The organism is Tenacibaculum sp. IMCC1, assembly GCF_054906355.1.
On sequence record NZ_CM142818.1, the window covers coordinates 1,614,083 to 1,627,975 of the forward strand.

16 protein-coding genes are annotated in these 13,893 nt (G+C 30.5%); 8 read left to right on the forward strand and 8 right to left on the reverse strand.

What is annotated here, in order from left to right; genetic code table 11:
• The first annotated feature begins 188 nt into the window (after positions 1-188).
• Positions 189-1,319: a 2-amino-4-hydroxy-6-hydroxymethyldihydropteridine diphosphokinase gene (folK, locus tag ACXIHB_RS07540; RefSeq protein ID WP_462099304.1), complete on the forward strand. Its 1,131-nt coding sequence runs from the start codon at positions 189-191 to the stop codon at positions 1,317-1,319.
• Positions 1,320-1,347: 28 nt separating this feature from the next.
• On the opposite strand, the gene gldC is transcribed toward folK, so the two are convergent.
• Together gldC and gldB are read right to left on the reverse strand one after the other, a co-directional pair.
• Positions 1,348-1,686 (reverse strand): gliding motility protein GldC, encoded by a 339-nt coding sequence (gldC, locus tag ACXIHB_RS07545; protein WP_047788614.1) that lies wholly within the window; start codon positions 1,684-1,686, stop codon positions 1,348-1,350.
• Complete coding sequence (gldB, locus tag ACXIHB_RS07550) at positions 1,686-2,648, reverse strand: gliding motility lipoprotein GldB (RefSeq protein ID WP_462099305.1); 963 nt, start codon at positions 2,646-2,648, stop codon at positions 1,686-1,688. The genes gldC and gldB overlap by 1 nt, the downstream gene beginning before the upstream one ends.
• A gap of 92 nt (positions 2,649-2,740) precedes the next feature.
• Here gldB and nadE point away from each other — a divergent pair, with 92 nt between their 5' ends.
• Entirely contained in the window at positions 2,741-3,529 is a 789-nt protein-coding gene (gene nadE, locus ACXIHB_RS07555) for an NAD(+) synthase (RefSeq protein WP_047788616.1), read from the forward strand.
• A 47-nt stretch (positions 3,530-3,576) separates the two neighbouring features.
• Here the strand turns inward: nadE and dnaG are convergent, their stop codons facing one another.
• On the reverse strand, positions 3,577-5,586 hold the full coding sequence (gene dnaG / locus ACXIHB_RS07560; protein WP_349264544.1) for a DNA primase: 2,010 nt from the start codon (positions 5,584-5,586) through the stop codon (positions 3,577-3,579).
• Positions 5,587-5,722: 136 nt separating this feature from the next.
• Between dnaG and ACXIHB_RS07565 the strand changes: the two genes are divergently transcribed.
• On the forward strand, positions 5,723-6,643 hold the full coding sequence (locus tag ACXIHB_RS07565) for a leucine-rich repeat domain-containing protein (protein ID WP_349264545.1): 921 nt from the start codon (positions 5,723-5,725) through the stop codon (positions 6,641-6,643).
• 73 nt (positions 6,644-6,716) lie between these two features.
• Here ACXIHB_RS07565 and clpX read toward each other — a convergent pair whose 3' ends face one another.
• From clpX to ACXIHB_RS07585, 4 genes are all read right to left on the reverse strand, one after another.
• Entirely contained in the window at positions 6,717-7,955 is a 1,239-nt protein-coding gene (clpX, locus tag ACXIHB_RS07570) for an ATP-dependent Clp protease ATP-binding subunit ClpX (RefSeq protein WP_047788619.1), read from the reverse strand.
• 44 nt (positions 7,956-7,999) lie between these two features.
• The gene (clpP, locus tag ACXIHB_RS07575) at positions 8,000-8,659 is read right to left on the reverse strand and encodes an ATP-dependent Clp endopeptidase proteolytic subunit ClpP (protein ID WP_047788620.1); all 660 of its coding nucleotides are present in this window, start codon (positions 8,657-8,659) and stop codon (positions 8,000-8,002) included.
• A 129-nt stretch (positions 8,660-8,788) separates the two neighbouring features.
• Entirely contained in the window at positions 8,789-10,111 is a 1,323-nt protein-coding gene (gene tig / locus ACXIHB_RS07580) for a trigger factor (protein WP_047788621.1), read from the reverse strand.
• A 131-nt stretch (positions 10,112-10,242) separates the two neighbouring features.
• Positions 10,243-10,590 (reverse strand): phage holin family protein, encoded by a 348-nt coding sequence (locus tag ACXIHB_RS07585; RefSeq protein ID WP_047788622.1) that lies wholly within the window; start codon positions 10,588-10,590, stop codon positions 10,243-10,245.
• A 196-nt stretch (positions 10,591-10,786) separates the two neighbouring features.
• Between ACXIHB_RS07585 and ACXIHB_RS07590 the strand changes: the two genes are divergently transcribed.
• The 4 genes from ACXIHB_RS07590 to ACXIHB_RS07605 all read left to right on the forward strand — a co-directional run bounded on the left by ACXIHB_RS07590 (position 10,787) and on the right by ACXIHB_RS07605 (position 13,086).
• Entirely contained in the window at positions 10,787-11,353 is a 567-nt protein-coding gene (locus tag ACXIHB_RS07590; RefSeq protein WP_159493295.1) for a Crp/Fnr family transcriptional regulator, read from the forward strand.
• A gap of 62 nt (positions 11,354-11,415) precedes the next feature.
• On the forward strand, positions 11,416-11,994 hold the full coding sequence (locus tag ACXIHB_RS07595) for an NAD(P)H-dependent oxidoreductase (protein ID WP_462099306.1): 579 nt from the start codon (positions 11,416-11,418) through the stop codon (positions 11,992-11,994).
• A 121-nt stretch (positions 11,995-12,115) separates the two neighbouring features.
• Positions 12,116-12,610 carry a DUF2867 domain-containing protein gene (locus tag ACXIHB_RS07600; protein WP_462099307.1) on the forward strand — a complete coding sequence of 165 codons (495 nt, stop codon included), beginning with the start codon at positions 12,116-12,118 and terminating at the stop codon, positions 12,608-12,610.
• A gap of 53 nt (positions 12,611-12,663) precedes the next feature.
• Positions 12,664-13,086: a TlpA family protein disulfide reductase gene (locus ACXIHB_RS07605; protein ID WP_462099334.1), complete on the forward strand. Its 423-nt coding sequence runs from the start codon at positions 12,664-12,666 to the stop codon at positions 13,084-13,086.
• Positions 13,087-13,095: 9 nt separating this feature from the next.
• Here ACXIHB_RS07605 and ACXIHB_RS07610 read toward each other — a convergent pair whose 3' ends face one another.
• Positions 13,096-13,467 (reverse strand): hypothetical protein, encoded by a 372-nt coding sequence (locus tag ACXIHB_RS07610; protein WP_047788626.1) that lies wholly within the window; start codon positions 13,465-13,467, stop codon positions 13,096-13,098.
• Between the two features lie 145 nt (positions 13,468-13,612).
• Between ACXIHB_RS07610 and ACXIHB_RS07615 the strand changes: the two genes are divergently transcribed.
• Complete coding sequence (locus ACXIHB_RS07615) at positions 13,613-13,870, forward strand: hypothetical protein (protein WP_047788627.1); 258 nt, start codon at positions 13,613-13,615, stop codon at positions 13,868-13,870.
• Positions 13,871-13,893 lie beyond the last annotated feature (23 nt).

Sequence of the window (13,893 nt, forward strand, 5' to 3'; positions counted from 1 at the left end):
GCCTTTAACTTTAGAGTTATTTCAGATCATTCCCCAATAATCATATAAAAATCTTACTCTATAAAGAAATCCATTACTACAACAGTTGAAAAATAAAATACCCTACTTTTTTTTTGAAAAATTTATTTAAATAAAAATCTTTTTTTAGCCTTTCTTTTTTTAGTTTTAGTTTTCTTTGCATCCCATTCATGAAAATACAACGAATCACATACATTTCTATAGGAACCAACCAAGGAGATAAGCTAGCTAACATTCAGAAAGCAATTAACTTAATTGCAGATAAAGTAGGTGCTGTGTTAAAAGTAGCATCTGTATACGAAACTGCTTCATGGGGATTTGACAGTAATAATTTTTACAACACTTGTATTAAAGTTTCAACATATTTACCTCCTGAACAATTAATACTTAGGTTACTCTCTATCGAGAAAGAGCTTGGAAGAACTAGAAAAAATGCTGAAGAATATTCTGACAGATTGATTGATTTGGATATTTTATTATTTGATGATGAAATTATATTTTCAAAAACCTTAATTGTTCCACATCCACGAATGTTAGATCGTAAATTTGCTTTAGTTCCTTTGGTTCAAATTGCTCGTAATGTTATTCATCCAATTGAAAAAAAGCATTTATACATTTGTTTAGAAAACTGCGCAGACACTTCTGAAATTATCAAGTTAGATGTAAAATTAGAAAGGCCAATTCCTATTACCGAAAAGTATAATTATATAGCTATTGAAGGTAATATTGGTGCCGGAAAAACATCATTAGCCAATATGATGTCTGATGAATTTAATGCAAAAATTGTCTTAGAACGTTTTGCGGACAATCCGTTTTTACCAAAGTTTTATAACGACAATGAACGCTATGCTTTTCCTTTAGAAATGAGTTTTTTAGCAGATCGTTACCAACAGCTTTCTGATGATTTAGCACAGTTCGATTTATTTAAAAATTTTATTGTTTCAGATTACTACATTTTTAAATCACTTATTTTTGCCCAAATTACTTTACATAGTGATGAGTATAAATTGTATAGAAAAATGTTTGATTTAATGTACAAAGAAATCACAAAGCCTGATTTGTATGTGTACTTATATCAAAATACAGAGCGTTTGTTAGAAAACATTAAAAAACGCGGGCGCGATTACGAACAAAATATAGAAGCAAGTTACTTACAAAAAATCCATGATGGTTACAGTAATTTCATTAAAACACAACCTGATTTAAATATTCTAATTGTTGATGTTTCTGATTTAGATTTTGTAAACAACTCTAATGATTATGAAACAATTATTAATAAGATAAAAAATTACAACGCATAAAAAAAAGCAGCTTTTAAAGCTGCTTTTTTTATTTCTGAATTAACTCTAGCTTTTCAGCAAAGTAGTCGCAAAAATCGCGCATGGTAGCACTCATTTTTTCATCATTTGTAGCTCTTTCAAAAGAGTTTGCCATAGACACTAAGGTTTGATGAAAAAACTGCTTCATTTCATCTACAGGCATATCTTTAGTCCATAAATCCATACGTAACGTATCTTTTTGTTTATGATCCCAAACAGATAGCATAATTGCTTTTGAAGCTTCATCTTTTATACCTCCGTCTTCTGCATTCCAAGTAATTTCTTCTGGAATTCTATTTTCGTCTAACCCTACTTTAAATGTTATTTTTGATGTATGCTCTATCGCCATTATCTTTTTGGTTTATATCTTGAGTTTTTGAAGATTTCCTCTTCACTTGTTTGTAATAATTGATGCAAAGATACATCATTCTTTTGCATGTACGAACGTACGATTTGCCAACCAATCCACTCTCCTATTCTTCCTGGAGATTGACTATCTTCTTCCATATAAAACTTAGAAAAAGGAGCTAAATCTAAAAAGCGTTTATCTACATCTTTACTAGTACTGTACAACAAATCTTTTTCTATAAAATACATCCATATTTGTTCTTCATTACTCTCTGCCCACTCTAGTTTTTTTTGTGAATACCCTATTTTTACAGCATCGGCTACGTTAGGTAAATAAGCATCTAGCAAATACATTTTTTTTCCTCGATAAATCATTTTATCTATGAAACTCCTTGCCATACTAGGTAGCATTTGTTTACCTACTATAGCCTTGGCAACGTCAACTACGATGTGCTTTTTAGTATTATTTTGTTTTACATAAGCTGGATAATCATTATAAAACTCATGTTTTTCACCTAAATAAGCATCTAAAGAAACCAACAACAAACTATCCGTATATACAATTCTGTTATTATAATCAATATTTGTTAGTATGGTAATCACTTTCGGACTAACAAACCTTGGATTATAATATTTTACATGTTTAAATAATGATATTAACTGCTCCTTTTCTTCTTCGACATCAGAAAAAACCTTTTGAGTTTCAACAAATAATTCTTGCTCATCTTTATTATTAATCTTATTTATCCAAACACTATCAGGTTGTGGAGGGAAAAGCATCGGGTACTTTTCTTTTGTCTTAGTAAGCTCGTTTGTTTTAGTTGTATAAAAGTCAACATCAAAACGTTCTAAATTGACATTTACACTAATATTAGATACATCAACATCTAACTTATTACTTTCTTCGTTTTTACATGAAAAACTTATAAAAACTAAGGCAACTAGTGCTAAAATTTTTCTCATGAACTTTAGTATATTTACATTCTAAATTACAACGTCGAAATTACTAAATTAGTTTTTACCTCTTAACTGTAAACTCTTAAAATATCACAAAAATGAATACTCCTAAGGTTGCTGAACACATTATAAATTGGTTAAAAGATTACGCTACTAATGCAAAAGTGAATGGTTTTGTTGTAGGAATTTCTGGTGGTATTGATAGTGCAGTTACCTCTACTTTGTGTGCTAAAACTGGTTTACCTACGTTGTGTGTTGAGTTACCTATTCATCAAGCTAAAAGTCAGGTAAACAGAGCTAATGAACACATAAAACAATTAAAAGAACGTTTTAGCAATGTGAGTGAAGCAGAGGTAAACTTAACCTCTACTTTTGAAGATTTTAAAACGGTGGTTCCTCCAATAGAGTCTTCTCCTAAAGTTGATTTAGCTTTAGCAAACACTCGTGCTCGTTTACGTATGACAACCTTATACTATTTTGCTGGGTTGCACGGTTTATTAGTTGCAGGAACTGGAAACAAAGTGGAGGATTTTGGTGTTGGGTTTTATACCAAATACGGTGATGGCGGTGTAGATTTAAGTCCTATTGCTGACTTAGTAAAATCAGAAGTATATGAATTGGCCGCATATTTAGATGTTCCTTCTTCTATTCAAAAAGCACAACCTACTGATGGTTTATTTGGTGATAGTAGAACAGACGAAGACCAAATAGGAGCTTCATACGACGAGTTAGAATGGGCAATGGAAATGCAAGATGCTGGTAAAACTGTGGATGACTTTTCTGGTAGAGAGTTAGAAGTATATAAAATTTATACACGTCTCAACCGAATTAATCAGCATAAAATGATTCCAATTCCTATATGTGAAATTCCTAAAGAATTTAAATAATAAAATAATTTTACTTTTCTATTAATTTTATTCTTAGTAAGTGATATTTAGATTACACGGTTTAATTTTTCAAAAAGACGTTTTTTCAACCCTGTATAATTACCTATTTCTTCTAGATTAGGCACTGCTTTTTGCTCTTGGCTTTCTTGTAGGATTTCTTTAATTTTTTCTTCAATTAAGACTCTACGCAAGTTTAAAATAGCATCAGTTACCAACTTTGGAAGAATTTTAACGGTTTCTGTTACAAAAACCTCTTTGCGTTCCCAATCACTTAGATTATATTTTTCTTCATCCATCAAAATATTAGTTACTAAACTAGATATTTGTGGATTTTCGTGCATTACCAAATGATCTACTTTAATTTTTTCATCTTGATTTAATTGATGAATTAACTCATAGTAGGTTAATCGAAATATTTCGTTGGTAAACTCTATTTCATCTTCTTGTAAGTTCAAGTACAACTCATTTGAAACCGTATTTTGATATTCTTCTTTTTCTAAAAATGGACGCCCTCTTTCATCAACTGCATCTACCCAGTTTACAAAATCAACAACTTCATTTCCGTATAACAACAATATTCTAATAACCTCTTTTTCAAGAATATTTAATTGGTTGATATTGTGTTGCAACTTCCCTTTTCCTCCTTTTATTGCTTCCATTGAAGCTTGTCCTTGCTCTTGAAAGTATTCTGAAGGTGGTTGGTTAGGGTCTTGCCCTGCACTACTCTTTCTCGTTGCTGTTGCTCCTTTTTTTAACAACTGGGCTAACTCACTAAATAATACTCTCTCGGAAATGTCCATAATACGTGCACACTCTTGCACATACACTTCCCGTTGAATACCATCAGGAATTTTAGAAATACTTGTAACTATATCTCGAATTAAACCTGCTTTTTTTACAGGATCATTCGCTGCTTCTTTCATTAATAAAGAAACTTTGAACTCTATAAAGTCTTGTGATTTTTCTTCTAAATATTGTTTTAATTCAGCATTCGAATGCGCTTTAGCAAAACTATCAGGGTCTTCACCTTCTGGAAAAGCTACTACCCTAACGTTCATTCCTTGCTCAAGAATTAAATCTATTCCTCGAATTGAGGCTCTAATTCCAGCTGCATCACCATCAAAAAGCACAGTTATATTCTGTGTTAATCGATTTACCAAACGAATTTGATCGGGTGTTAATGCTGTACCAGAAGAGGCTACGACATTTTCAATTCCTGATTGATGAAATGAAATTACATCAGTATATCCTTCTACTAAAAAGCAGTTATCTTCTTTCGCTATTTCTTTTTTAGCTTGGTATAGACCGTAAAGAATTTTACTTTTATGATAGATATCACTCTCAGGAGAATTGAGGTATTTTGCGGCCTTTTTATCGTTAGTAAGTATTCTACCTCCAAAACCTAAAATACGACCAGACATACTGTGAATAGGAAACATCACACGCCCTTTGAATCGGTCGAACTTTCTATCTTCTACTCCTCCTTCTTTTACAATCGTTAAACCTGTAGATTTTAGATATTTTAAATCATACCCTTTGTCCAATGCTGCTTTGGTAAAATTATCCCATTCGTCTTTACAATACCCTAAATCAAACTTTTCAATAGTATCTTCTCTAAATCCTCTCTCTTTGAAATAAGACAGCCCAATTGCTCTTCCGTTTTGTGTATTCATTAATACATCATGAAAGTAGTCTTTGGCAAATTTTGAAACCAGGAACATACTTTCTCGCTCATTCATCTGCTGTTTTTGTTCATCAGACTGCTCGGTTTCTTCAATTTCAATATTGTATTTTTTAGCTAACCACCTTATTGCTTCTGGATAGGTATAATGCTCGTGTTCCATTAAAAATGAAATTGCATTCCCTCCTTTTCCCGTACTAAAATCTTTCCATATTTGTTTTACAGGTGATACCATAAACGAAGGAGTACGTTCGTCTGTAAACGGACTTAACCCTTTAAAGTTACTTCCTGATTTTTTTAACTGAACGAATTCTCCTATCACCTCTTCTACTCGGGCGCTTTCAAAAACTTTATCAATGGTTTGTTGGGTTATCATATACTACAGAAATACAGCAAACAAATATACTACTAGTTTTAAAAGTTATTTTATTGTTACAAAACTCTAGGCAAATTTAATTTGCTAAAAACATATAATTACATAATTTTGGCAAAAATTTCCCCAAATACAAATAATGAAAATAATTACATCAACTTGTTTTGCAACCTTTTTGGCATTTAACATATACTCACAAGAAACAATTCGTATTCCTGATATTGGCTTAGAAGAATGTTTAATTAACTTAAAAATTGATTCTAACGGTTTAAATGGAAGTATTACCATTAGTGACGCTGAATATGTTACGAACTTAAACGTTAATGACCCTGTTACAAACAAAAATTTACCTAATGTATATTCTAAAATTAAAGACTTAACAGGTTTAGAAAGTTTTCCTAATTTAAGACGTTTAGATTGTTTTGGCAATGAAATTACTAAAATTGATTTATCACAAAGCTCTTCTATTAGTTTTTTAAACTGTAGTGAAAATAAAATTGAACGTTTAGATGTTAGCAAAAATCATAATTTAACTTACATAAGTTGTGATTATAACAAATTAACCTCTTTAATACTTGGTGAAAACCCAAACATTCAAAGTTTATATGCAAGTTACAATCAACTTACTACGTTAGACGTTTCAAACTGCCCTAATTTAGAAAGTATGGATGTTACTGGTAATAAAATTAAAACTATAATTGTTAGTGAAAAGCAATTAGCTAACATTCCTCAAGGATGGTATAAAGACGAAAAAACTACATATGCAACCAGTAATGGTACTGTTTCTGATAACAAGGTAGCAAAAAAAGAAGAGATTGTTGTAGAACAAGAAGAAAATAAAGTAGAAACTACTGAAAACAAGCCTAAGGAAATAAAAAAACCTGTACAAAAGTATGCCGAAAGCTTTATAAAATTGGTTGTTTCTGAATATGAAAAAAGCGTATTAAACGAAACATACTTAAAGCAGATAAAAGAAGATCTTATGTACAAATATGATATTAAAGACGAAGAGATTACTAAATGGATACAGCAATATAGTAAGCTTCATAAAACAGAATAACATATTTAGTTTCAAACGTACTAAAAAAGCCATCAAATTTGATGGCTTTTTTTATTTCTTTCAATTAATATTTTTAAGATGCTGCTCTTAATTTTTTTAATGCCGATTTTGTTAGTTTAGATTCAGCATATTCTTTTGTTACCTTAAATTCTTTTTCTTCAGAACTTGGCATATCGAACATCGCATCGGTTAAAATAGCTTCACATAACGAACGTAATCCTCGAGCTCCTAGTTTATACTCTACTGCTTTATCAACAATAAATTGCAATGCATCTTCAGTCATTTCAAACGTTACATCATCCATTGCAAACAGTTTTGTATACTGTTTGATTATTGAGTTCTTAGGCTCTGTTAAAATAGCTCTAAGTGTTTTTTCATCTAACGGATTCATATAACTCAATACTGGTAAACGACCAATGATTTCTGGTATTAAACCAAAAGACTTTAAATCTAGAGGTGTAATGTATTGCAATAAGTTATCGTGGTCAATTTTATCTTCTTCTACCGAAGCACTATAACCAACTGCTTGCATATTTAAACGCTTACTAATAAATCTATCAATTCCAGAAAATGCTCCTCCTGCAATAAATAAAATATCTTTAGTATTTACTTCAATAAACTTTTGTTCTGGATGCTTTCTTCCTCCTTTAGGAGCCACATTTACAACTGCTCCTTCTAATAACTTTAATAAAGCTTGCTGCACACCTTCTCCAGAAACATCTCGTGTAATTGATGGATTGTCTCCTTTACGAGCTATTTTATCTATCTCATCAATAAATACTATACCTCTTTCTGCTTTTTCAACATCGTAATCTGCTGCTTGTAACAAACGACTTAAAATACTTTCTACGTCTTCTCCTACATAACCTGCTTGTGTTAATACAGTTGCATCTACTATAGAAAATGGTACGTTTAGCATTTTAGCAATTGTACGAGCCACTAAGGTTTTTCCTGTTCCAGTTTCTCCTACTAAAACAATGTTCGATTTTTCTATCTCTACCTCATCTTCATCATCTCTAGTTTGTAACAATCTTTTATAATGATTGTATACAGCTACAGACATAGCTCTTTTGGTTTGATCTTGCCCTATAATATATTCATCTAAAAAAGCTTTGATTTCTCTTGGCTTTTTCAAGGTTAAATCTTTTGATAAATCGCTTGTTTTAGCTTCAGCTATTTCCTCTTCTACAATTCCATAGGCTTGCTCTATACATTTATCACATATATGTGCATCTAAACCAGCAATTAATAAATCGGTTTCTGGTTTTTTACGCCCGCAAAAGGAACATTGTAAATTTTCTTCTTTCGACATCTTATCAGCTTATTGCCAATAGCTCAGTGCTATTAGCTTGTTTATTATTTTCTAGTTAAAATTTCGTCTACCATACCGTATGCTTTTGCTTCGTCGGCCTTCATCCAATAATCTCTATCAGAATCTTTGTTTACTTTTTCTACTGTTTGACCTGAGTGCTTAGCTATGATTTCATACAACTCATCTTTTAATTTTAAAATTTCACGAGCTGTAATTTCAATATCAGATGCTTGTCCTTGTGCTCCACCTAGTGGCTGATGAATCATAATACGAGAGTGTGGTAATGCTGAACGCTTTCCTTTTTCTCCTGCACACATTAATACAGCTCCCATTGAAGCAGCCATACCTGTACAAATTGTTGCTACATCTGGTTTAATAAATTGCATAGTATCGTAAATACCCAAACCAGCATATACACCACCTCCTGGTGAATTAATATAGATTGAAATATCTTTTGATGCATCTACACTTTCTAAAAACAATAATTGTGCTTGAATTACATTGGCTACTTGGTCATTAATTCCAGTACCTAAAAAAATAATTCTATCCATCATTAAACGAGAAAAAACATCCATTTGAGTAATGTTCATTTGGCGTTCTTCCATAATATATGGAGTTAAGCTACTTGTTATTTTTCCTAAGTAATTACTATTTATTCCGTGGTGTTTTGTTGCGTATTTTTCGAACTCTTTTCCGTAATCCATTTTTAAAATGTTTTTGGGTTATAAAGATGTAAATATAAGAACTATTTCTTTAGTATTTTGTTACTGTTAATGGCTAAAAAAACCTGAATGTACATTCAGGTTTTTATTTATAATTTTAGTAATTAACTATTACTTGTATACTTCTTTAATGAAATCTTCGTAAGAAACTTCTTTTGTATCAAAGCTCATGTTTTCTTTATAAAAAGCTAATAATTTTTGGCTTATTAATTGAGATTGTAATTTTTGAGCTTCGTCTTGATTTTGTAAGATTCTTCCTGCGATATCATCTAACTCTTTTTCTTCTGGATTCATGTTTCCAAATTGAGCCATTTGAGCTCTAATAAATCCTTTTGCATAGTCTACTAACTCTGCATAGTCTAATTTGATGTCGTTATCTTTCATAATCTTTCCTTCGATTAATTGGTAACGTAATCCTTTTTCAGACTTGTTATATTCTTCAACAGCTTCTTCAGCAGTTAATTCTTTTTCTCCTGCAGTTTGTAACCACTTTTGTAAGAATTCAACTGGTAAATCAAACTTTGTGTTATCCACTAAGTTCTCGGTAATTGCGTTTAACAATTGTTGATCTGCTTGTTGTTGGAATTGCTTTTCTGCGTCTTCTTTAATTTTATCTTTTAATTCAGTTACAGTTTTTACACTTCCATCAGCAAATAACTTATCAAATAACTCTTGATCTAATTCTGCTGGTTCTATCTCAGTAATTTCTTCAATAGTAAATGTTACAGGAATATCTAAGTCATGAACCTCTTCGTGAGATACTCCTAAAGCCCCTTGTAACTTGTGCTCGTCTTCAAATAAGTTTTTAGTTTTTAATTCTAAAACGTCTCCAACTTTAGCACCTACAAACTTCTTTAAGTTTGTTTTTCCTTTAATATCTTTTACAGAAATTGTAGATTTTTTGTTGATTTCTTTCTCTTCGTTTACAAAAGTACCAGTTACATTAGTTTGTTCAGCAACTTCGTCTTTAGCAGACATTTTACCGTAACGAGATTGGATGTTTTCAACTTCTTTCTCGATTAACTCGTCTGTAGCAACAATGTTATATTGAGTTACTTTGTTTTTTGGTTGTAAGTTTACGTCGAACTCAGGAGCTAATCCTAATTCGAATTCAAAAGAGAATTTATCTGCATCCCAATTGAAATCTTCTTGAACTCTTGGTAATGGGTTACCTAAGATATCTAACTTCTCTTCAACTAAGAATTTGTTTAACGACTCTTGTAAAAGCTTGTTTACCTCATCAATCATTACTGATTTTCCGTACTGCTTCTTTACCATTCCCATTGGTACATGACCTTTTCTAAAACCAGGAATGTTAGCTGTTTTACGGTAATCGTTTAATACTTTTGTTACTTTATCTTGATAATCTTCTGCAACAATATCAACTTTTACAACTGCATTTAATGCATCTACGTTTTCTTTTGTTATATTCATCTTAAAAATCTGTTTCTTAAAAAATCGGGTGCAAAATTACTACTTTATTTATTGATAACCAAGACTTTTAGCTATAAGAATATTATCTTTTTTACCTCCCTTATTTTCTAGTTTTTAATGTTTTAGGTTACTTATTCGTCTCCTTCTTTTAATAGTGAAAACATTAACGATCTGAAAATTGACAGCAACACACTGAACAAGAGTGCTGTAAAAAATCCGCTAACTGCAAATCCTGACACTAATTTATCTGCCAATAATATAATCACTGCATTAATCACAAATAAGAATAACCCTAATGTAACGATGGTTGCTGGTAGTGTAAAAAACACTAACAACGGACGTACAAACAGGTTTAACAACGCAATTACTACTGCTACAATTACTGCAGTTGTATAACTAGCTACTGTTACTCCTGGTAAAATATTTGCCAATACTATTACTGCTAATGCCGTTAACAATACTTTTAAAAATGTTTTCATATTTCTTTTTTATTTAATTGGTTATGAATTATAAATTTACTCTTTTTCACTGAAACTATTAATTCGTAACACTTCATATACTTTACCATAACCATACCAAAACAGAAACCTGCTGTTTTGACAGGTTTAAAGCTTTGTTTTAATTTTTGATGGATTTTTATTTTAACTTCGTCTTATTTTTAATTAAAACAATAAAATGCTCAAAAAACACTTGGCCTCTTATAATATTCTTTACGAAGAAGAAATAGACAACTTTGTAAATTTAGTTAGATATAAAAAACTTAACAAAGGTGATTTTTTTATTCAAGAAGGTAACACTTGCAAAGAAGTAGCTTTTATAACTTCTGGTATTTTTAGGTCGTTTTATCATTCGTCTGACGAAAAAGAAGCTACTTATTGTTTTTTATCAGAAAACTCATTTGTTACTGCATATTCATCTTTTATTTCTCAAACAAAAACTAATGAAAATATTCAAGCGTTAACCAACGCTGAACTATACATCATTACCAAAGAACAATTTGTAGCACTAGAAAACTCAAGTACCAATTGGCTACGCCTTTTTAAAATATTTGCTGAACAAGAATATATAAATCTTGAAAACAGAATATTTGTTTTGCAAAATGAAAGCGCTGAAAACCGTTACAAAAAACTGTTAGAAACGCACCCAAACTACTTAAAAACCATCCCACTACAGTACCTAGCTTCATATTTAGGCATAACACAACGACATTTAAGCAGAATTAGAAAATCAGTTTTTTATTAGACAATTGTCCTTTTTAGGTTTGTAAAACCACCCGTACTTTGCTTCATAATCTTAACTATAGTATGAAGCATATTTTATTAATAAACGGACATCCTGATAAAGAAAGTTTTAATCACGCCTTAGCAACTTCTTATAAAAAAGGCGCTTTGGAAACCGATGCTATTATTGAAGAAATTACCATCGCTGACTTAAACTTCAATCCGAACCTTAAATTTGGTTACCGAAAAAGAACAGAACTTGAACCTGATTTACAAGAAGCTTTAACTAAAATTAAAAAAGCAGATCATATTGTATGGTTCTTTCCTGTTTGGTGGGCTGGTTACCCTGCTATAATGAAAGGTTTTATTGATAGAGCTTTTTTACCAGGAATAACTTTTCAACCTGTTGAAGGAAAACCTTTTCCTAAAAAACTTTTAAAAGGTAAAACTGCTCGACTTATCATTACTTCTGACACCCCAAGCTGGTATGATTATCTTTTTATGAAAAGACCCGCTATTAGACAGTTTAAAAAGGGAACCTTAGAATTTTGCGGTATAACTCCTGTAAAAACTACTTTCTTTTCAGTAATAAAAGATTCAACTCCTAAACAAAGAAACTTATGGTTACGTAAAGCATATACTTTAGGTAAAAACAAACAATAACTCAACTTTCTTTTTTTGGTTAAAAAAATACTAGTTTATGTTAAAATTTAAATAGCTATATACTAAAATTCTACAATTACTATTTATATATTTACATTCATATTTTTATGAGATTAGTAATATGAAAAAAGTTAAAGAAGATAAAACTCTTTTGAATAAAGACATTAAAAAACTACTTCCTACAATAAATTTTCATGACACATTCTCTACCACTAATCATACAAACACAATACAAGAAATTGTAAATTTAATTTTTAATAAACCTCCAGTTTGGGTAGACTTTTTATTTAAATTACGTAATAAAATTGCTGCTTTTTTTAATTTAAAAAACAACTACCCTGATGATTATAACGAGCGGTTTGATGTTGGCGGATATGTAAGTTTCTTTAAAATTTTTTCTATATCAAGTAATGAAGTTGTATTAGGTGCTAATGACACTCATTTAAATTTTAGAGCAATCGTACACAACAATCACGATCCTTTTTATAACATCAAAGTTATTACGTTAGTTGAATACAATAATAAAAAAGGTGAAGTATACATGAAGCTTATAAAACCTTTTCATAGGTTAGTTGTTAAGAGAATGGTTAAAAATGCTTATAAATTAAACAATTAACTTTTTGTACTTTTGAGCTATTAAAAAATAACTCTATTAAACCTATAACCTCAATAAAAGTAACCGATTTTAATCAAAACGAAGTTAACTTACTTGAAAAGTATGCTAACAAAATTCTATTATTGTTGTTTTACAACAATGCTTGTTTAGGTTGCACTGGTAGAGCCATTCCACTAGCCTATAAGTTTAAACAAACATACAAAGATATTGAAGTTATTGGTATTCATAGTAACTTTAGCAATAACAATGTTACCAGGGATGATATCTTGAGTATTTTTACTATAAACGAACTCCCGTTCCCTATTTATACAGATAACAACCACAAAATGTACGATTTTTTTAATTCGGAAGGAACGCCACAATGGGTACTAATGACCCCTAATGGTGAAGTGTATAGATCTATCTTTGGATCGCAAGATAATGCTCAAAATAGATTATATTACGCTTTAGAAAGTTTAACCAAAACAAGTAATTAGATTAGCTAGTTATTCTTTTAACACCTTCGCTACTTGACTGGCTATTGCCTCTTTAACTTCTTTATCTTCTTGTAACAAATACAACAAACTATCTTTTAAACGACTATTAATATCTTTGATTTTATATATTGAAGAAGGTTCGTTTGTTACTGACAAAAGCATTTCTTCTTTACCTGTTAATAACCAAGTTGGGTTTATTTCAGGAAAAGAATGTAGAATTTTGTTTAAAACATTACTTTTAAATGATGATTTTCTTCGTATTGCCGTTCCAATAGAGTTGTTAGAAACATCAATAATTTCTTCAAAAGACCTTATATTTAACCTTTTATAGTTAATCACCTCCTCTACCCTTTTATATGTTTCATCTACAAAGTCGCTCATTAAAAATAACTTTTTTCTAAAATTTATTTAATTTTGTTTTCGTGTTTAGATTTTTGTTTGTATTTTTACTTCGTAATAAGTACACAATACGTACAAATATAAATTAAAAAGTGCTATCAACTTCTAAAAAACAACTTGAGTTTTTATGATAACTGCTACACAACGAAAAGAATTAGAAAAAATTAAGCCACCTAAATACCGCGACAAGGTAAAAAACTACTTGAGTAAAAACGGTCATGATTTCTCTTTAGAAACCATACAAAAAGTATACTCAGGTAAAAGGAAAAACTTAATTGTTGAAAAAGCTATAGTAAATGTTTTTTACAACTACATGAAAAACCAACAAATAATTGATGACAATATCAACTATTTAATTGACGAGATAAACAGTGATTTCCCTTAATAATTTTTTTGTTTTTCGCCGGG